Origin of the sequence: Undibacterium sp. FT79W (genome assembly GCF_014284215.1) — a bacterium.
GTDB classification, from domain to species: Bacteria; Pseudomonadota; Gammaproteobacteria; order Burkholderiales; family Burkholderiaceae_D; genus Undibacterium; species Undibacterium aquatile.
In genome coordinates this window covers 131,879-150,945 of sequence record NZ_JACOGB010000004.1, presented here as the reverse complement: position 1 = coordinate 150,945, position 19,067 = coordinate 131,879, and the positions used below count along the sequence as shown (strand labels likewise).

At 45.1% G+C, this 19,067-nt stretch carries 14 protein-coding genes; 3 read left to right on the top strand and 11 right to left on the bottom strand.

Going from position 1 to position 19,067, the window contains the following annotated elements; genetic code table 11:
- Genes H8K38_RS08270 through H8K38_RS08235 form a run of 8 tightly spaced genes read right to left on the bottom strand, consistent with a single transcriptional unit; the run spans nt 1 to nt 6,292 of the window.
- The gene (locus H8K38_RS08270; protein ID WP_186884346.1) at nt 1-633 is read right to left on the bottom strand and encodes a GspMb/PilO family protein; all 633 of its coding nucleotides are present in this window, start codon (nt 631-633) and stop codon (nt 1-3) included.
- Nucleotide 634: 1 nt separating this feature from the next.
- Entirely contained in the window at nt 635-1,873 is a 1,239-nt protein-coding gene (locus tag H8K38_RS08265) for a hypothetical protein (RefSeq protein ID WP_186884345.1), read from the bottom strand.
- Nucleotides 1,842-2,846 carry a type II secretion system protein GspK gene (locus H8K38_RS08260; RefSeq protein ID WP_186884344.1) on the bottom strand — a complete coding sequence of 335 codons (1,005 nt, stop codon included), beginning with the start codon at nt 2,844-2,846 and terminating at the stop codon, nt 1,842-1,844. The genes H8K38_RS08265 and H8K38_RS08260 overlap by 32 nt, the downstream gene beginning before the upstream one ends.
- Before the next feature lie 32 nt (nt 2,847-2,878).
- Nucleotides 2,879-3,547: a type II secretion system protein gene (locus tag H8K38_RS08255; protein WP_186884343.1), complete on the bottom strand. Its 669-nt coding sequence runs from the start codon at nt 3,545-3,547 to the stop codon at nt 2,879-2,881.
- Nucleotide 3,548: 1 nt separating this feature from the next.
- Nucleotides 3,549-4,037 (bottom strand): type II secretion system protein J, encoded by a 489-nt coding sequence (locus tag H8K38_RS08250; RefSeq protein WP_186884342.1) that lies wholly within the window; start codon nt 4,035-4,037, stop codon nt 3,549-3,551.
- The gene (locus H8K38_RS08245; protein ID WP_186884341.1) at nt 4,034-4,501 is read right to left on the bottom strand and encodes a prepilin-type N-terminal cleavage/methylation domain-containing protein; all 468 of its coding nucleotides are present in this window, start codon (nt 4,499-4,501) and stop codon (nt 4,034-4,036) included. Before H8K38_RS08245 ends, H8K38_RS08250 begins: the two co-directional genes overlap by 4 nt.
- A 56-nt stretch (nt 4,502-4,557) precedes the next feature.
- The gene (gene gspG / locus H8K38_RS08240) at nt 4,558-5,055 is read right to left on the bottom strand and encodes a type II secretion system major pseudopilin GspG (protein WP_186884340.1); all 498 of its coding nucleotides are present in this window, start codon (nt 5,053-5,055) and stop codon (nt 4,558-4,560) included.
- A gap of 34 nt (nt 5,056-5,089) precedes the next feature.
- Nucleotides 5,090-6,292, bottom strand: coding sequence for a type II secretion system F family protein (locus H8K38_RS08235; protein WP_186884339.1), 1,203 nt, complete (start codon nt 6,290-6,292; stop codon nt 5,090-5,092).
- Between the two features lie 513 nt (nt 6,293-6,805).
- Here H8K38_RS08235 and H8K38_RS08230 point away from each other — a divergent pair.
- The 3 genes from H8K38_RS08230 (at nt 6,806) to H8K38_RS08220 (ending at nt 11,146) form a co-directional block, all read left to right on the top strand.
- Nucleotides 6,806-8,563, top strand: coding sequence for a hypothetical protein (locus H8K38_RS08230; RefSeq protein ID WP_186884338.1), 1,758 nt, complete (start codon nt 6,806-6,808; stop codon nt 8,561-8,563).
- A gap of 244 nt (nt 8,564-8,807) precedes the next feature.
- Complete coding sequence (locus H8K38_RS08225; RefSeq protein ID WP_222610805.1) at nt 8,808-9,296, top strand: hypothetical protein; 489 nt, start codon at nt 8,808-8,810, stop codon at nt 9,294-9,296.
- Nucleotides 9,297-9,460: 164 nt separating this feature from the next.
- Complete coding sequence (locus H8K38_RS08220) at nt 9,461-11,146, top strand: GspE/PulE family protein (RefSeq protein WP_186884336.1); 1,686 nt, start codon at nt 9,461-9,463, stop codon at nt 11,144-11,146.
- Between the two features lie 21 nt (nt 11,147-11,167).
- On the opposite strand, the gene H8K38_RS08215 is transcribed toward H8K38_RS08220, so the two are convergent.
- The 3 genes from H8K38_RS08215 to H8K38_RS08205 are packed head-to-tail and all read right to left on the bottom strand — an operon-like array spanning nt 11,168 to nt 19,043.
- Nucleotides 11,168-13,225, bottom strand: coding sequence for an acyltransferase family protein (locus H8K38_RS08215; protein ID WP_186884335.1), 2,058 nt, complete (start codon nt 13,223-13,225; stop codon nt 11,168-11,170).
- A 59-nt stretch (nt 13,226-13,284) separates the two neighbouring features.
- On the bottom strand, nt 13,285-14,247 hold the full coding sequence (locus tag H8K38_RS08210) for an NAD-dependent epimerase/dehydratase family protein (RefSeq protein ID WP_186884334.1): 963 nt from the start codon (nt 14,245-14,247) through the stop codon (nt 13,285-13,287).
- Nucleotides 14,247-19,043, bottom strand: coding sequence for a glycoside hydrolase family 99-like domain-containing protein (locus H8K38_RS08205; RefSeq protein ID WP_186884333.1), 4,797 nt, complete (start codon nt 19,041-19,043; stop codon nt 14,247-14,249). The genes H8K38_RS08210 and H8K38_RS08205 overlap by 1 nt, the downstream gene beginning before the upstream one ends.
- Nucleotides 19,044-19,067: the final 24 nt, after the last annotated feature.

Below are 19,067 nucleotides of genomic sequence, written 5' to 3'. Positions count from 1 at the left end.
CTATGAAACAGATTTACCCTCTGCTTTGTCTTTAGTTAACGCAGTCCCAACACGCCAATAACAACGAATACCAATTTCCATCTGTACTCCACGAACTATTGCTCGCTCTACAATGATAAATCGCTGCGCTTCTTCCATAGAATGAAGTAACTTCATAAACGCCATTGGATCAAAGCGTCCCGTCACCGTCAATTTAATCACTTGAACACCCGAAGGTAACACATCAAGCTTATTTTTATCCGCGTTTGACTGATAAGTGGACTTCTCTCCATACCCAGACAAGCCCACCTTGTCCCCGCCTTCAGCATCGGTAGCGCTTACTACCAAATTAGGTATCCCCGCGTCCTTCGCTAAATCACGAATATCACTCAATAATCTCGCCTTAGCAAAAGTAGGTGACTTTTCAGTCGGCAAAAAACTAACCCAGGCTTTTTGTACCTTTTGCACGGCAATCAAATTCTCAGGCCAGTGATTATTCTTAAGCAAAATTTCCTGACGATCCAACAGTTGACTCTGGCTTTCCAGCTGCTTTTGTTGCGCCATATTCATGTCATATAATTCGGCAAGTCCGTAAGCAACAAGTAGCAACATCACCATCCCAAGCAACTGCCAAAAACGTTCACCCGTTTTCATTTCACTCCCCCTTCTCGCGCTTGCCGCTTCTGTAAATGGAAAGAGGCTGATCATTTTTTACTGGTTCAACTGTTTTTTGCACTTGCCCTAAAATTTTCGCGTCGACGGATGATTTCCCAACACGTTGCATCTTGGCAGATAGTCTGACGACTCTGACATCGCTGTCTGGCAACAATCGTATATTGCTTAATTTGGGCAATGATTCTATGTCCTGTATCAATGAGGCAATATTCAGTTCTGTATTGATAGGAACCAACGTCAATCGCAATTCGCCATCAAGATACTCAAATTCACGTAAAACAGCTTCTTGTTGCTGCAAAACAGGTTGCAAGCTTTTGAGCAGATCCTGAATACCATCCTGATTACGCAACGCTACCAGTTTACTAATCCATTGTTGTTGTAATAATGCCTTGCTGCGGGCCTCATTCAGAGGATCAACACGAACCGACAAGGCTGCAATTTTTTCTTCCGTCTCTTTTTGCAACGATTGTAATGTCCACCACTGCATGGATAAGTAGGCAGTAAATCCAGCCATAAGTCCTCCAGCGAATATCAGTAGCGTGTCAACACGAAACGCTTTAATCGCGTGCCACCACTGGACTCCGAGCAGATTTCGCCCCCAAGGTTCCGCCAATCGCGCGGTTTTATCAACAGGCGACACTTCACCAGGTGTTATATAAGAGGGCATTTTTTCTGGCCAACTTACAAGCTGAGAGCGAGTTCCACCAGCAGAGGTCGGCCGCCACACATCCCATTCCTCTGCACTAATGCGATCTGGCCACCAGGCACTATCTATCAATACCCCCTGATACCATAACTGTGCCTCGATACCATCCTTACATTGGTATACAACTGCGCCCTCTTTACGCTTTGGAAAGCAGACACTTTCCGGAGCAAGCTGAAGAGAATCAAAGTCCAGATCATTTTCTGCACACAGCTCACGTACACGCCTGTTTTCCCAGAACCAGAGATGTACCCAGTCTCCTGAGCGACAGGCATAAACACCACAATCTGCAAATGGAGCCAGTCGGCCTAAATGCAGCTGTACCAGTGCAGCTGTTTTATGGCGCGGCACACCTTTCGCTTGCAATGACGTCGTGACACACCATGCACGAGGTAATATCCATAATGGTTTGATCCAACCTGCACGTAGAACGAATTTCTCTTTGCCATTGTCGCTGCTGGACGAATTGGCAGATGCGGCAAAATCAGAAAGGTAGTATCGGTTGCGTAATTGCATTCTTATCCGTATCAGAAATGTGGTCGATTTTTGGCCACTCGGCACGACCAGCCGGCATGATAACTGAAGCCAATGGAATTCGGCGCGGAGATGATATCTCCCATGGACTTCCTTCAGCGTTAGACCGTAATTTTAATTCATAGCGAAAAACCCACGACATATCTTGCATAGAATGCGTTACACGCAAGGTGCGTGCAGGATAGCGGCCATCAGGCAAACCTAAAAAATTATTTGCCTGATTGCTTTGCTGCAGTGCGTTGATCGTGGTCGACTCGCCAACGGCACGCTCTTTTTCAATAGTCGCTACTTGTTCAGATGTCACCCCGTAAGCTGCCAAGGTCTTAGCTGTTGCTGTGCCAGGATTAAAATTACTATCACCCCAAACCGTGACATCCTCAAAACAATGACGAGCGTTCCATGTCGATCGCAACTTTTGCCAGCCATAGACACGCCAGATCTCGGGCTCAGACAATAGCGGTGCCCCACGTGGTGAAGGTAAGCCAGCCATAGAGTATTCAAAATCCTTCGCGCCATTCAATCGTTTCAATTTACCTGGCTCGGCATAATCTTCTAATGCATCCATCAACGCATCTGTTTCAGATTCGTCAGCACCGCAGCTAACAAGAAGTCGTGATAATAAATTCCGTTTTGGGCGGTTTAAATTTAATAACCCCCGGACATCCTGTAATTGTATAGTGCTGCGATTTGCACCTGCGTATCCCCTGCCGTCAACACGTAAATATTGCCCAGACCAGCCAAAACCGCTCTCGGTGGCTTTACTAGTTGATAACCAATACAAAGCTTCACTACGGCTGGACAAAAATGCCTGTTCAGCGTCTGCGCGCTGTTTGAGCTTTGCTTGGCGTTCCGCCAGTATCTGATTAGATTGACTAATCATCGCAGCCAATATAGTAAGTCCAGCCAACAGCCACAACACAGCAGCGAGAGCAAAGCCACTGTTTGAGTGTTTCAATATTATGGTACGCCCTGAGTAAATTCGGTGCATCACTTCACATCAACCCCAAACAACTTACCCATATCGCTTTTCCCATTTGGCTCAACCTTATGCGCACCATTGTAAGAGGCAATCATTTGTATTAACCGTTCACCTGAACTCGCACGCACGATCACTCCCCGAGGCATATCCTCCACTACCCTACCCAGAGGCGGCCACATCGATACAGCAGCACCATCCACAGTAAGATACTCCAGTTGAATCGGCATATCCCAAGAGCCAATGACGACCGGTTGTGCATCACCAACGGTGACCACCAAATCAGTTTTACCTTGTTTAACGGAACTTAATTTCACCCTGAATTGTTGTAAATCACCCCAATCATTTTGCGGCAAGGATAAAGAATAAGCCTCAAAGCCATTACCATCGCCCTGGAATGGCTTTTCTATACTCTCAGGCAATACAAGATTACCCACTAGGTCTTTCAGAGAATTAATGCGTATCCATTGGGACTGAAATTGACCATTCACATTTTCAGCAATACGCACGACTTGCGCAACTTGGAAAAAAGCCCCGGACATAATCACGACAACAAACCCCAAAATCACCAGACTAACGAGCAATTCAATCAACGTCAGCCCATCTTGATTCAGGCCAGGAATTGCTTTGCGCAACCCTGCATAACTCCCGCTCGTATCAACGCCTTTTATACCTGACATATTAAAACGGCGTCGCTGTTGCAGGCTGGCGAACCTGCTTGTATCCAACCAACCTCAATGGAAACTCAAACCACGTACGGTCTGATTTGTCATACGTTTTCACTTGAACTTTGTACATACTTATTTGATACAAACCCAAACCACCGGTAGGTGACACCGCGTCTCTGGTTTCTGCAACGGGCTCACTCTTCCACTCCATCTTAAAAGAGTCAAATACCTGTTTACCTTCCGAAGCCAGTGCCGGATTTTGTGTCGATAGAAAATCAATTGCCTGCAATTTAGCCAGTGATTCTTTTTCCTGTAATTGAAAACGGTTGAGCTGACCCATTGTCTGTCCAAGCCAGCTAAATAATACGACTGAGCCTATCGTCAAGATCGTCAGGGCAGCAATCATTTCTAACAAGCTGAAGCCCATTTGTTTTAGTCTTACCGAACGAAACCGTGAGCAGTCTGCTTTGCAAGAACCAGCTCTAAACATAAATGCACTCATGGTTTGATCACACTCACGTCACAGCTGACAGCTGCGATATTTAATTTCACTTTGCGTGCCTGAGGGCCTGTGAGCTCAACAATCCCACCCTCACATATTCCACTATGAAAAAAGACAACGGGTTTCTCATTCGCAATCGACCAGTCGTCTGGCAAACTCAGTGTCGCACTCCCATCGCCCAACTTATCCGTCCAATTCAATTTACTTAATTTCACCGTTTCGGACAAAAGCGCGGCACGTGACGCAAGCCGCTGAAACTGAATCGAGATCTCCGTCAATTGCGCCCGCTCGGAAATAGAATCAAACCATCTCTGCATTGCCGGCAACGCAACGCCGGCCATCAATGCAGCCAGCGTCAACACCGCCATCATTTCAATAAGGGTAAAGCCACAAGAAAACGTCCGCCGAACAACGACCTGCCGACGTACCAATTCAGTCTGAGAACGTACAGAAAAAGTCGTCACTCGAAGAACCCCATCAACATGTACACATCCAACGACACTAATACAAATAACACGAATTATTTCACTACAGAACCAAGACCAATATCTGCATTCAGACCTTCGCCACCCGGCTTACCGTCCGCACCAAACGAATACACAGAATACGGTTTGTTATCAATCCCTGGTGCTTTGTATTGGTAAGGATTACTCCAGGGATCCACAGGAATGGAGCCTTCGATATAGGGCCCCTTCCATAAAGGTTGCAAGTTAGGGTCAAGAGGTGGCGTCAACAACCATTGCAATCCCTGCTCCGGAGGTGGTACTTGTCCTACATCAAGCCGCATAATATTTAATGCGCTTTCCAACATTTTGATTTGCGTCTGCGCTGTTTGCACCTTTGACGAATCCACTTTGCCAAAAATACGCGGACCAACCAAGCCCGCTAACAGACCGATAATCACCATAACCACCAACATTTCCAGCAAAGTAAAGCCTGTAACTCTACCCGACAGACTATTTTTTACTGTATTTTTTGACGTGTTTTTCACTAAATTTTTCACAAAATAACTACGCATAACACCCTTTCAAAAACGACTTAGACCGCGATTCTTAAATGACGTTCGTCAAACTGGTAATCGCCAGCATGACCGAAATCATAATCCCGCCCAACACAACCGACACTAATAATATAGTGACGGGTTCCAGTAATATTAAAAATTGCCGCATCTGCTGTTGGCTGTGCAGTCGATGCATATTGGCCAATGACGCGGTCGTTTTACCCAACGCACCTGAACGCTCACCTACCCGTACCAGATTAACACCCGTTGCATCAATAAACTGATGCAATTGTAGTGACTCTGCTAAAGTCTTACCACCTCTCACATCACTGAGAATCAGCGCTGCTTTTTGCCGCCAGACGTCACCTCGCAACGCATTCTGCGCATGTGCCAATGCCTCTAATATAGATACATGGTTTTGCAGCAATACGCTGAACATTGAACTCCAACGCGCCATTTCCGTATGCATAATCCAACTACCAATGACTGGCAAACCTGCCGCCCGATTCCAAAGATTTTGTTGCACTTTTTCCTGACGAAGTAACAGATAACTACAGATACCGGCTCCGGCAACGACTAGTGCCAACAGCAACTTATTTTTGGTTAGCCACATACCGGTTGCTAACACCCACACAGATAACAGAGGAATATCCGCTTTAGGGTTACTCAGAATATTGGCAAACTTCGGCACCACGAAGACAAATACCAGCAATGTTGCCAGAAAACCACTAACGATCAGCACCATAGGGTAAATCAGTGCGTTACGCGCCTCGCGCTGGAAGTTTTGTTCTAATTCAAGCTGTTCCGCGGCGGAACGCAAAGAACCCGCCAACTTACCAGTAGATTCACCGGCACGGCACAGCTCGACAACATAATTAGGTAAGCGCAAATCAGCATCGATTAACGCTTTAGAGAAAGCAATACCACCACGTAATTGTGAATAGATTTTATTAAAGGCAATACCTAAAGGTGAGTCCTGATATCCTCTGGCAACATTCTCCACCGCATCTGCCAGCGTTACACCAGCATCCAGTAAAGTAGCCAGTTCCTGCAGTACCACCAGAATCGCATCGCGCCCCGCGCGCTTGGGTTGAGAGATACGACTGCTGCGGGAAGCAGCGACTTCCTGCATTTCAAACACCATTAGACCGCGACGTTGCAATTGCGTCATCGCCTCAGCCTGATCTTCTACAGTCAGTACACCTTTCACCACTGCGCCTTGCGCGTCAGTAGCTTGATAACGAAATTCGGGCATAAAGGAAAATTAAAAAACTCAGCATATATATATATAGCGAAAAAAAACCGTTCCAGACTAAAAAAGTATGGCGCAGCGAATGTGCACGGATTGTATAAGACAACGGAATACAACAGTAGTGAAACTCTTACATACACTCACTCAAAGTTGCTTCACAAGTCGCCTCATTTTAAAAAAGAATGAGAAAGCAAGTCAAAATCCAGAATCAATCAAACTTAATACCTTCAATTGTATCTTATACACAACACACATGTGTACAAACGTAAGAAATACAGCGCAAAATCACGCCGCTACGTATTATATCGTTGTCGATCTTAGGAATATGCCTGGCGAGAGAAGAGAAAGTTATATTTTCGACATAACTGCACATGGAAACTTGCTGCAATTGAAAAAACATGTTTTAATCTTCATCGGCTAGTCATATGAGTACTCGTATGACAAGTACTTGTAGCAAACGTACGTTGTACATTTATTACGTAACAATCTAATGTCTTTTCTAGAGAGGCTATTCAAATGAAACAAAAACAATTAAGTATCCTGGCGGCTAGCCTGGTTGCTGCTTTCGCTGCTAACGTAGCTTCCGCGGGTCAAATCCAATCTTCTTCGATCCAGATCGCTCACGAAGTTATTACTGCTGATGCACAAGCAATCAAAGCACCTTCAGTCACTTATCGCTTCGCTGGTGACGTTGATGCAACTAACAATGACCAAGTATTTCAGGTTCAACTGGTACTGACAGGCGGCGGTGAATGGAAAACTGCAGGCAATGCAGCATCTGTAGTCCTCGTAGACAATGCTGGTGCACCAGTTGCTCCAGCTAAATACACAGTTTCTGCTCCAGCGATCAGTGCTGACAATAAAACACTGTATGCAACAATTACAGTATTGAAAGCAACAGCAACAGGTAGCTTGGTAACACCAGCGGTTCGTTTCAACGATCCAGCAGGCACTGCATCTACAGTAACTAAACTGTACAGCGTAGTTGGTGCAGTTAACCCATGTACAAATGCAGTACCAAATCTGCCATTCGCGTTCAAACACTTTACTTCAGTTTCGTCAACAAATATCGCTGACGGTACTACAAACGGTATCGCTGATGAACACCTGCGTACTGGCAACACAAGTACAGGTACTTTGTACACGTTCCCAACGAACATCAAAGTCACAGTTGCAGCTTCTGCTGACGGCTCTGCAAAAATCGATCCATCAAACCCATCTTTGAACACTAAATTTGCTGGTGTTGCTGGTACGGCAGCGGATGTTTTGGGCACACCGAGCACTTACGATACGTTCCTGAGCAACACTCTGGTTAACTTGGGCACGGTGTCTTTGTCTCAAGCATCTAATGGCTACGATGCTGATGCGACAACACAATACCTGTTGGCTAACTTGACTGCTGGTGGCGCTGCTGCTACAGCAACACTGGTTAACGGTGCAGTTGAGCAGAAATTCCTTAAAGTTGACGTTACAGCATCTCAAGGCTTCCAAGCTGGCGGCACGCTGTTCTTGTCCACTGGTATGGTTTGCGGCACATCCGTTGGTGGCGCTGGTTCAATAACATTCACAGCAGCTACTGCTGGTCTCCCAGCAAGTCTGACATACGCAGTTCCTGCTGCAACTGCAACTAATGCTGTTTCTGTCTGCTACCAAGCTGCTGGTACAAACACCATCCCTTCATCGACATTCAATGCAGTTGCAACTTTGGTCAAAGCGCCTGATGCTGTTGCTACTGCTTACACACAAGAACAAAATAACTCTTGTTCGGGTGCTTTGTATCCGTTGTCTGGCAGCGTGAAGATTGATGTTCGTAACTACGCGACACCATCTACTGGTGGTAACTGGACTAGTGTTCTGCGTTTGATCAACCCAAGTGAAACAAATACAGCCACAGTCTACGGTCAATTGATCCACGCTGATGGTTCTTATGGTAACTGGGGTCCAATCGCAACATTGAAACCACGCGCTGTTTCTAACATGACAGCAACTGCGATCAATGCTCTGTTGACAAACACACCGACTACAATCTCTGGCACAACATTGGGTACTGCTCAGCCAACAGCAAACGCTAATGGTGCTGGTGATCGTCTGCGTGTAACAGCAGAAGGCGTTTCTTCTCTGCGCGTACAAAACTATCTGTACAACCCAGATAGCAAAAACTTCATCGAAGCGTCTTCTACTCAAGGTGTTGATTTTGAAGGCACACTCGACCGTGCACCAGTCAATGAAGGTCAATACCAAGATCAAGATGCACAAACTGGCCTGAAAAAATAATTTCTCTAGTTAGTCACTAAAAAGGGAGGCGTAAGCCTCCCTTTTTTTATGCCTGTATTTACTCATTACTTCTGCATTTTCTCGCTTTCACCCATCTAATTTCACATCCGATCTGTGTAACAGTACGGTGTACAATATTGTTAGCCGGTTCACGCTGCCTAATCCAACTTAATGCTACTTCACATTATTGAAGCTCGCTAAAGCCTATTCAAAAATTGATCTATTTATGTTTTTCTCATTTCGTATGTCCAAACGCCATGTTCACACTTTAGCTAAAGTAATCGCTGCGCTGCTCATGACTGCGACTTCTGTAACATCACATTCACAAACAATGAGCAGCACTCCCACCATATCGCTGGATAGTCTCATGCCTGAGCTACTGAAAGCAGATAGCATAGATAAAGCGCTAACGGCATTTAAACCCTCCGTCAGCAAATCGCAGTTGATGACATCTGATTACCTGCTCTTAGATTCTCCTGCCATTGCGCCTGCAGGCCTGTTGTCAGTGCATCTGATGAGTGAATTACCGGGGACAGACTTGTTTCTTCTTCTCAATGCAACGCCATCCAAAGGTGAGCCGACTGTATTAGCAGCTCAGGAAATACCTAACAGAACAAAGGCCGATATTCGGGTCAAAGTTAAACTGACGAAAAGTAGCGAGCTACTGCTGGTGGTTCGCGCTGGTGGCAAATGGTATAGCGCAATCAATGACATAAAGATTGCGACGAAATAATCTTTATTATTACTTTAAGTTATCGTAAACCTATTCCAACCGTGCTTGGCAACCAAGCGCCATACCTGCTCACCAAATCCAACACCGGTTAACGAGGCGCGATACTGTTGCAGGAACGCTTTTGCCTTAATCCTATCCATTTAATCATCAACGATCATTCTGTTATGAGTACGCTACTTTCCTTTGAACAATTTCTAGAGCAAAACCTGGTCGTTCCTGCAGAAACACTAGAGAACGCAAGATTACTGCAGCAGGAACAATTTACCCCGCTACCTGCATTGCTGGTAAGAATGGGAGCCTTGTCCGAGGAAGTTTTATATCAGCAAATGGCTTTGCATAGTGGTATGCCATTGGTCGGCGATGATGACTTGCATGCCGCACAAGCCGCATTTCAAACCACCGTTAATCAATGGGGTCTATTGCCCCACTGGTGTCAGGCGCAAGGATTAATTTTATGGCAGCAAGAGGACAGTAATATTGTTCATTGTGCCGCGAAAGAAGTGATCGCTGCCAATGTGCGCGAAGTCTTAAGGCTGAAGTCTCCAAGCGCCATCTCACTGAAATATTCACTGATACGCCCTTCTTCTTTTGAGGCTTTCTATGCCGCACTGGAGCGACGCGAGCCGAAGATGGCAATGAGCGGCGACGTCATGCATCTGCGCGAACTGGCAGAAGAAGGCCCGATTATCGAACTGGTGAATACCGTGTTATCGCAAGCTGTGACACGGCGCGCATCGGATATTCACGTAGAACCGGGCGAATATGAATTCGCTATTCGCCTGCGGGTCGATGGCGTAATGCAGGATCTGAGCCGCTTTCCTTTGGATAAATTCGACGCGACTGTTTGCCGTATCAAAATCCTGTCACAGCTCGATATTGCTGAACGGCGCTTACCGCAAGATGGTCGTATGACGGCGCGGGTCAACAGCGAAGTGTTTGATGTACGTGTCTCGGTATTACCCAGCGCCATGGGCGAATCGGTGGTGATGCGTTTACTGCGTCAGGATCGCAAACCTTATCACCTCGAAGATCTGGGGATGATGCCTGATCACGCGGCCTTATTTAAACGCTGGATCAAGATGCCAAACGGGATCGTGCTGGTGACAGGGCCGACTGGTTCCGGTAAAACGACCACGCTCTACACGGCTCTCGATATAGGTAACGATGGTTTAAATAAAATTATCACCGTCGAAGACCCGGTCGAATATCGTCTGCAAGGCATCTCGCAAATTCAGGTGAATGCCGATATCGGCTTTACCTTCGCCTCTGCCTTGCGCTCTATCCTGCGCCATGATCCCGATGTGGTGCTGATCGGTGAAATCCGCGATCAAGAAACCGCCTCTATCGCTGTACAGTCCGCGCTGACCGGGCACCTAGTATTCTCAACTTTACATACGAACAGCGCAGCAGGCGCCGTAACACGACTGGTTGATATGGGCATTGAGCCGTTTTTACTTGGTTCCAGCTTAAAAGGAGTGATGGCGCAACGTCTGGTACGGTGTTTATGCGAAGAGTGCGCGCAGCCGGCCGAAATTAGTCAGGAAACGCATCGTGTTTTACTAGAAGGCGTCAGACACTGGAAAGAAGAATTAGTGGAGAAACCACAGTTACGGCAAGCGGTCGGTTGCCGTGCCTGTAACCATACCGGCTTTGCAGGACGTGTTGCGATCTATGAATTATTCGAGGTCGATGCGACGCTGCAGCATCAGATCTTATCCCATGCGAGTGAGGCGGAGATCGTCAGATATTTAAGAGAGAACCAGGTACGCTCCTTACGCGATGATGGAATGCTTAAAGTATGGCAGGGCATCACCACCGTTGAAGAAGTGCTGAGTCTGGCAGGTGCCTGAGAAAAAATAAACGCAGTGTGCTCACTTCTTAGGGCTTCCAATCATATTCATGATGTAAGGAGCAACGTAGCGTGAGCCACTGTCGTTTAAATGACCTCTGTCCCTGTAAAGTAGCGCATTGTTTTTCGCGAGATAACAATATTGAGCATCACAAAACGGATCGGCAAGATCATACGTACGAATCTGCGGAAACTCCTTCAGAACCGAATTCACGACGGACTTATAATTTGAAAAAGGCGTCAGAGAGTCAAATTCCTCGCGCGGGAATAAGCATTTATTCCGATTATTGGTGAGTCGGAACGGCCGGTTGACACATAAATTCGGCTCAAATGGCAGAAAAGGATTGTCAAATAATACGACTACTTTTTTATTCGCCTGTGTTAAAGCTTGAAAAGTCCTTATCATCCCGTCTTTCAGCACACGATTCTCATCCTTGTTTCCGGGATTTGCCATGTCTTTCACGTCTCCGGAAGAACAAAGAGGGTTATGCGCCAGAATAACAATTTTAATGTCCGGGTCACGAATGACAAAGTCGTAGGCGGCATTTATTAACTTATAAGCTCCTTCCCTGACTTTGCGAGCATTGATGTCGCTGGTAGCGCTTGCAATATTTATATACGGCGCCGCGCAACTTGCAGCAAAAGCGATGACTCCATCACCAGAATCAACGGACTCGCTTAATCCAGCATACAAATGACCGGCATGGGAATCGCCAATAATTGCGATCGAATTCTTGGTTTTTCTTTGGAACCTGCAAGGGTTATCAGTCACTTTATCCCAGTCAGGGAAATACGCAAGACAGTTATTGATAGATTCGTTCAACAAATCTGCAGAGTTTATATTTCCAATTTGGGCTTTACTGCTTAACAATCTGAATTTCAATCCATCTCGTTGATATGTATTGAACCCGACATATCCGATAACAATCATCAGAAAAACGAGAGTAATAATCTTAGCCCTGCCATATTTTCCGAAACGCATCGGACGTTCAATCAACAAATAAGTAAGCCAAGCAAGTACTATTGATAAAACAGCAGCTTGAAGACGAATCTCGATGCTCGGCACTTCACTCTCAACGATTCGGGCAAAAGATAAGAGCGGCCAATGCCACAAATACAGTGGAAAGCTGATTAAACCGAACCAAACAAGTAATCTCGCGGATAAAATTTTTCGATTAACGACTGCATCAGGACCTGCAGCAAGCAATAACACCGCGCCGGTGACCGGTATCAATGCCCACTCACCGGGAAACCGGAGTTCTTTATTTATGTGCAATAAGCCATAAGTGACCAATAGCAAACCAAGAAGCGACGAACAATTGGCGAGAGTTTGTCGCTGGATTTTCTGCTTTTCTGTATAAAGAACGGCAACAAGAAAATCATCAATGTTGTTGGCGATATGACTCAATTTCTGCCTCTGATATAACATCAGCCATGCCAGAAGACTGCCACATAACAGTTCCCAAAAACGTGTTTGTGGCGAATAGAAAGTTGCGATGGCGTCTTGTCTGACGCCCTTGAAATTCAAAACAAATGAGATGATGGTAAAGAAAATGGTCATCGTCAGGAGATTAAACTTACGTCTCCATGCAAACCACAGCAGGAGCGGCCAGACGATATAAAACTGCTCTTCTATGCCCAGACTCCATAAATGCAGTAAAGGCTTGGTCTCTGCGGCGTTATCAAAGTAACCTGCTTCTCCCAGCAAAACGATGTTTGAGATGAAACCGGCACCAGCGGCCATGTGTTTACCCAGCTGTTTATATTCGTCTGGTAGTAAAGCAAACCATCCGAACACAAAACACGCTGCTAACACAAGAAGAAGCGAAGGAAAGATGCGCCTTATGCGCCGGGTGTAAAAATCAGAAAAACGAAAAGTTCCTGATTCTAAGTTCTCAAAAATAATCGTAGATATTAAATAGCCAGAAATAACAAAAAAAATATCAACGCCAATGAAGCCACCACGAAGTACATCTGGAAATGCATGAAAAACGACAACGGCAATAACAGCAATAGCCCGTAATCCGTCAATGTCAGACCGATATTTCAAAGGTGGCAAATGTACATCTTTTAGTGTCATTGAATTAAATTTGAAAACAAACTGAAGTTGAAATCGCTGATGTACCCAGCGGAATCCGGCTAGCGGTCAGCAGATGATGAATGACTCTGCAAAAAAGTATTTTTCATCCACATCGCCGTCGACGAAATACCGACATCAAGGTTAGTCGAAGCGGACCATGAAGTTTTCGATAGTAATTTGCGTGAATCGAGCACATTACTCTGCACGTCAACAAATCTCGGAGCACTGTGTTGTACGGAGATAGGTATGTCAAGACTGCGGCTGATCTTTTCTACCAACTCAACGATGGACGTGCCAATTCCCGTCCCCACATTAAAAATGTCACCGGATAAGCCAAGAATGCCCGCCTGCAAAATGCCGTCTATTGCATCGGTTATATAGATGTAATCTCTGACGATCGAACCATCTCCCCAAATATCAATTGTCTGATGCGTAAGAGCCTTATATATCAGCGCAGCGACAATCCCCTGCCCCCGCTGAGGATCTTGCCAAGGGCCGTAAGGATTACTCAGCCTGATCACAATAAAATCGAGGTCATATGATTTTCTGTACAAATCAAAATAGCGCTCGATAGACAGCTTCACCAGCCCGTATGAGCTGATGGGATCCGTCGTACTGGACTCAGAAATAAGTCCTGCATCTTTTTGTCCATAAACGGTTCCGCCAGAAGATAAAAAAATCCAGCGGACATCTTTATCTTTTGTGTGCTCAAGATAGTTAATGGTAGAGACCAAATCCCGGCTGACTTCATTCGCAGCTTGTGTGGTACTCGGTGAAGGACGACAGGAGCTGACTAGGTGAAAAATATATGCCTGATCCATTTCAGACAACAGTTCAGCCGGTGGTTGCAAAAAGTCTCCCACAATCGCCCGGACGCCATCAGGCCACTGTTTTGATATCACTATATCGAAACAAACAACTTCAAATCCCGCGTGCACCAGTTCCTTCACAAGATTAATGCCAATAAATCCGGCAGCACCGAGTATCAACGCTTTTTTATATTTTTGTGCTGGCAAGCTCATTAACTGTTTTTCTCTTTGTTTAAAGGCAAACCAAAATGATGGTGCAAATACTCTACATACAGGCTGGCTTTGTTTAATATGTCCTGACCCGGCGTTACTACTGACTTTGCGACCTCTTGCAAGGCGATTACTTCTTGCAGATGCAGATTGGCTTTCAAGGTATTCGTCGCGCTGTTTGTGTGACGGCGATGCAAATTCAAGGAATGCTGATTGAAATAAATTTTTCCCTCCAATAAAACCCGGATATAAATCAGCCAGTCACCTGCAATTTTATATTGAGTTAAATTGTCACCCATCTCATCAAATACCTTTTTCAAAGTCTGATGCTTGAAAAGAACACCACTCACGTTTGGAATCGTGTTTTTTATACTCATTGCTTTTGCAATTTCTTCGGCACCATCGCGGCAATAGCTACGACTCCAATCATCTGAAATGTCTTTTGTATAGTCCAAATAATTTTCGGCAACAAGGTTCCCATGCTCATCAATTTGCTTTGACTGGGCAAAAGCAAGCACCACTGATGGGTCAAAAAATGCCGGAATTAATGTCTCCAGAAATTTCTTATCTGCCAGATCATCTGCCTCAGCAATCCAGATCAAATCACCTCTAGCAAGATCCACTCCTTTTTTCCACTGTAAAAATACAGATCCGGAATTTTCAGGGTTCACGACAAACGTGCTGTCCACTGGACATGCTTGCATATACGACGTCACCACTTCTTTGCTGTCGTCGCTGGAATTGTCATCGAGAATAATCAACTCATAAATCGGAAATGATTGCGTACAAATAGTTTCCAATCGCTGAGTTAAATAGTGTGCGTAGTTGTAATTAGGTACAACAACAGACACACGGGGACAACCATTCAGATAATGCATCAAATCGAACGAATACTGTCTCAGCGATAAAGCCGGTTTGTTCGTAGCTGAAGCTGGAGTACTGAGCAACGCACACACCTGCTCTGCAAAATCGCCGGACTCGAGGTAATTCGCCAGGCGTCCACCGCATTCTAAAATCAGGTTTTCCGTACCGGATGCACCTTTAAAAGCAACAACGGGAACATTGACTTCTGCCGACTCTAAAACAACATTGGGAAATGGATCTTCGCGAGAAGTAAGTGCATAAACAGATGCGGCGGCGTAATACGCCATAGGATCACGTACAAAGCCGGCAAAAATCACTTTATCCGTCAGCTTTAATTCACGTACTCTGAGTTTTACTTTTTGCTCAAAAATAGCTTCTGCATGTCCTACCCAGATAAATACGGCGTTCGGATTACGCCGAATGACATCTGCAGCAACTTCGACAAATAAATCTGCACCTTTGCGCATATCCAGATATCCGATTGCCAAAACAATCTGCGAATTCAACGGTAAATGGTGTAATTCGCAAATTTCTTTATGTGCCTCTATTTGGCAGCCTTTAAATGGGTTTTTGCGTAATACGCCTTGTGGCCGGATAACAATCTTATTTGGATTGACGGGAACAATTTCATTAAAAAGCTCATGCACCAACGCAGCTGGGAATACGACTTTGTCCGCCAGTTGCGCAATCGTTCTGGCATTTTCCTCTTGCTTCATGTCACGAATAACACCTGGCATTTCGTGAATCAGGCTCAACACTTTAAATCCTGTGCGTTTCAATAAAGGCAAAATGCTTCCGCAAATGACAGTATTGGTAATTGCGTCTACGGTTCCGACTGCATTCAATTTTTCTAAAAAAGCATATACCTCTTCAGAATCGCGGTTTTTTATGTTGAAGGTTTTACCGACCCGATTAAAGTCGTCCCACAAATTCCCTCCATCCAAAGCCATTATCGTCACATCAAAACCGCATTCCTTCAATTGCTTTGCAGTTTCTAAAATCAAAAATTGCGCTCCGTGCGGATGACAATCATGCGTAACAAGAAGTACGGATTTTCCCGGATATGAGGCACTGCGAGTGATCGCATTTCTGGTCGCCTGCAAATAGGCGTAACCATAGCGCTCGTCAGGTTCAAGATGCGCACCTTCCGCCCATTCATTCCAGGCATTCACAAATATCAGCCGCTCATCGCGATTAGTACGATGTTGTACGGTATCCCTGATTGCATTCGCTAACCAACGCTGATAAAGCAAAGGGCTTGAATGCAGGAAAATCGTACCCTTATTCTTTCTGCGTGCTGTGTTGTCCCAGGACGGGCATACCCCTCTGAATAAGGTGTAGAGAGACTGTTGATAGTTTTCACTTCTTTCAGCAAAGATACGCGCGTCATACACCCTGCCGGCAAAATCTGTGCTGAGCGGAGTCACTGTATTCGTCACATCTGGCGGCGCCGAATTATTCGGTGGGAATTCCACCGCTGCATCGAAATCATACGTTGCGGGATCAAGCGCCTCAAAGGATTGCGTGTACGTCAGATAAATTTCGCCAATCCCGTTCTGACGACACCAGTCGCGCCAGCGGGCTACTGTTTCTTTTGGATAAGGCAATAATCCCGGACGATAAACCAGCAACAGCGGTTTGCCATTGATACGGATATAGCGCGGATCACGCATGTACCTGGCAACATGTTCAATAAATGCAAGATCATCTTCGGGACTGTGTTGTTGCGCAATAAGAACTTCGTGATCAAGGCCATCCCAACGACGGCTCCAGTTTTCATTGGCCCAACAGAGGCAGAATGGCAAGTCCAACGAACGATCATTCAGGTAGTTTTCTACGGGTTTTTCTAAAAGACGTGTGCCACCAAACCAATAAAAATAAAAACAAAAGCCTTCTATTCCATACAACTTCGCTAATTCAATCTGACGACGCTGTACTTCAGTATCAAGTAAATCATAGTAGCCCAACTCACCTGGAACATGAGGTTGATAGTGGTTATGAAACTGCGGCTGTGCAGGTCTGACATTTGACCATTCTGTAAATCCTTCACCCCACCATACATCATTTTGCGGGATCGCGTGAAACTGTGGCAAATAAAAGCAAATTAATCTGACTGGCTTGTTTTCTAAAGGTGTGGAGTTCAAGCGCGCGACATAATGCACAGTTTCCACTTCTGTCGAAACTGGTTCATAAATGGACAAAGCTGACGCTGAGTCACCTTGCTGAGTATTGTGCTGGCCGGTAGTAATCCATTTGCTGTATTGATGAAACGGCGATGGAAAGTTCTTAATCAATGCGGCTTTCAGCTTATTTTTTAACGTCAGTGGCAGAGGAAGTATTTGCCAGAAAACCCTGAAACTACCAAATGTAAACAGGCGCATTCTTGTTATTATTGATGTACTCATTTTTCGCCGGATGTAACGCAATGGTTTAGTAATCTTCCAAGATTTGCTATCAATGATAGATTGCAGATAAGTTTCTTTTTCATTCAGTACGAGCGTAAGCTCACTAATTTCCAGAGTTTTTTGAGCGTCACTTTGGATTAAACTAGTAATTTCCTGAGCTTTCCGAACATTACTTTGTATCAGTTCATTAATTTCCTGAATTTTCTGTACATTGTTTTTTTCAAGCTCACAAACTACGTCTTCCGTTTGTGACACTTTTAAAGACATCTGCCTTAATTCCTCTGCGCTCAATTCAAGTCGGTGTCCCCAAATAATTTCCAGTTGCGTGTCTATCGAGGCACTGTCGTCACAAAGAGTAAAAACAAATTTATCACCCTTATTTAACCTCGCTAACACATCGGATGGCACATCCGGATACCATTGAGGATCATTATTTTCCGAAAATAATATACGACCCTCAGCCGGGATGCCGGCACTCCAAAAAGCGTTAATCAAATCAGCATCAGTACCTGCTCCTGACCATTGCCACAACACGCTGCCCTGTGCGTCAGTAATGTACGCATTCTTAATCCAGATTGACTTCATTTCCGATGCAGGATCAATGCGTATTTTGCTAACACGCTCATCTTCTAAAGCTGGAAAATGAAACTCCACTACAAATTCGTTGGGTACCCTATCGTATTTAAATCCGGGGAGCTTGTTCGTTTCGTTGAACCCCGATGTTTGTAAGCTCTGCCAATACAGGGCCATCGTAAAAATAGGACTGGTCAGCTTTTTTTTAAATCTGGAAATATCTGGTACGGCATGCATACTTGGATATATTTTGGTCGTGACTATCCATTGGTATACCAACGCGTCCGGGCGACTTTCAATCATCGCATCCAGCCACTGTTTAGGGAAAAGCCTGGTCTGCGCGTCTGCGAATTCGGTTTCAGTCAAATTTCTTTGAACCGTATCCAATGCCCATAGATAAATTCCAGAATCAGCTAATTTCCTGATCAGATTTTGGTATGAGTAAAATCTCAGATGCGTGTTATCAAGCAAGCCATTTTGTGTGTAGTTAAATTGCCCTGTAAGTAACTCTAAAGATGCGGCAATATGGGTGATATTTGGTACAGAGAAAATAATGGCACCATGCGGCTTGACCAGCAAACGCAGTTGTGTCAAAAGCTTATCCGGATTATTCAAATGCTCGATGACATCGGCAACAATGATGTAGTCATAAGACTCATGAACGAAATCGCCGATAATACTATCGGTTTCGAGGTTTCTGATAACAACTTTCCGATAAACGGGACGACATACCTCTATTGCACCTTGATCAATATCGACGCCGTCAACCACGCATTCTTTTTGCAAAACCAGATAACGCCCTAACATTCCACTAGAGCAACCAATATCCAACACAACAGAGTTTGCGTGAATTTGTGCAACGATCTTTGAAAGAGACTCTTCCGTCTCAGGAATGACATCTCTGCTGTATTTGTTATGATTTTCCATTACCACTAAATCTATCTGGCCATCTTGCATAATCGGATATTTGCTTATTTGCAG

What these genes read in the sequence shown, in the direction of transcription:
- H8K38_RS08220 (WP_186884336.1), top strand. Translation starts at nt 9,461, where the DNA reads ATGAGTACGCTACTTTCCTTTGAACAATTTCTAGAGCAAAACCTGGTC.
- H8K38_RS08265 (WP_186884345.1), bottom strand. Translation starts at nt 1,873, where the DNA reads ATGCAATTACGCAACCGATACTACCTTTCTGATTTTGCCGCATCTGCC.
- H8K38_RS08210 (WP_186884334.1), bottom strand. Translation starts at nt 14,247, where the DNA reads ATGAGCTTGCCAGCACAAAAATATAAAAAAGCGTTGATACTCGGTGCT.
- gspG (WP_186884340.1), bottom strand. Translation starts at nt 5,055, where the DNA reads ATGCGTAGTTATTTTGTGAAAAATTTAGTGAAAAACACGTCAAAAAAT.
- H8K38_RS08230 (WP_186884338.1), top strand. Translation starts at nt 6,806, where the DNA reads ATGAAACAAAAACAATTAAGTATCCTGGCGGCTAGCCTGGTTGCTGCT.
- H8K38_RS08270 (WP_186884346.1), bottom strand. Translation starts at nt 633, where the DNA reads ATGAAAACGGGTGAACGTTTTTGGCAGTTGCTTGGGATGGTGATGTTG.
- H8K38_RS08215 (WP_186884335.1), bottom strand. Translation starts at nt 13,225, where the DNA reads ATGACACTAAAAGATGTACATTTGCCACCTTTGAAATATCGGTCTGAC.
- H8K38_RS08250 (WP_186884342.1), bottom strand. Translation starts at nt 4,037, where the DNA reads ATGAGTGCATTTATGTTTAGAGCTGGTTCTTGCAAAGCAGACTGCTCA.
- H8K38_RS08235 (WP_186884339.1), bottom strand. Translation starts at nt 6,292, where the DNA reads ATGCCCGAATTTCGTTATCAAGCTACTGACGCGCAAGGCGCAGTGGTG.
- H8K38_RS08225 (WP_222610805.1), top strand. Translation starts at nt 8,808, where the DNA reads ATGTCCAAACGCCATGTTCACACTTTAGCTAAAGTAATCGCTGCGCTG.
- H8K38_RS08255 (WP_186884343.1), bottom strand. Translation starts at nt 3,547, where the DNA reads ATGTCAGGTATAAAAGGCGTTGATACGAGCGGGAGTTATGCAGGGTTG.
- H8K38_RS08205 (WP_186884333.1), bottom strand. Translation starts at nt 19,043, where the DNA reads ATGCAAGATGGCCAGATAGATTTAGTGGTAATGGAAAATCATAACAAA.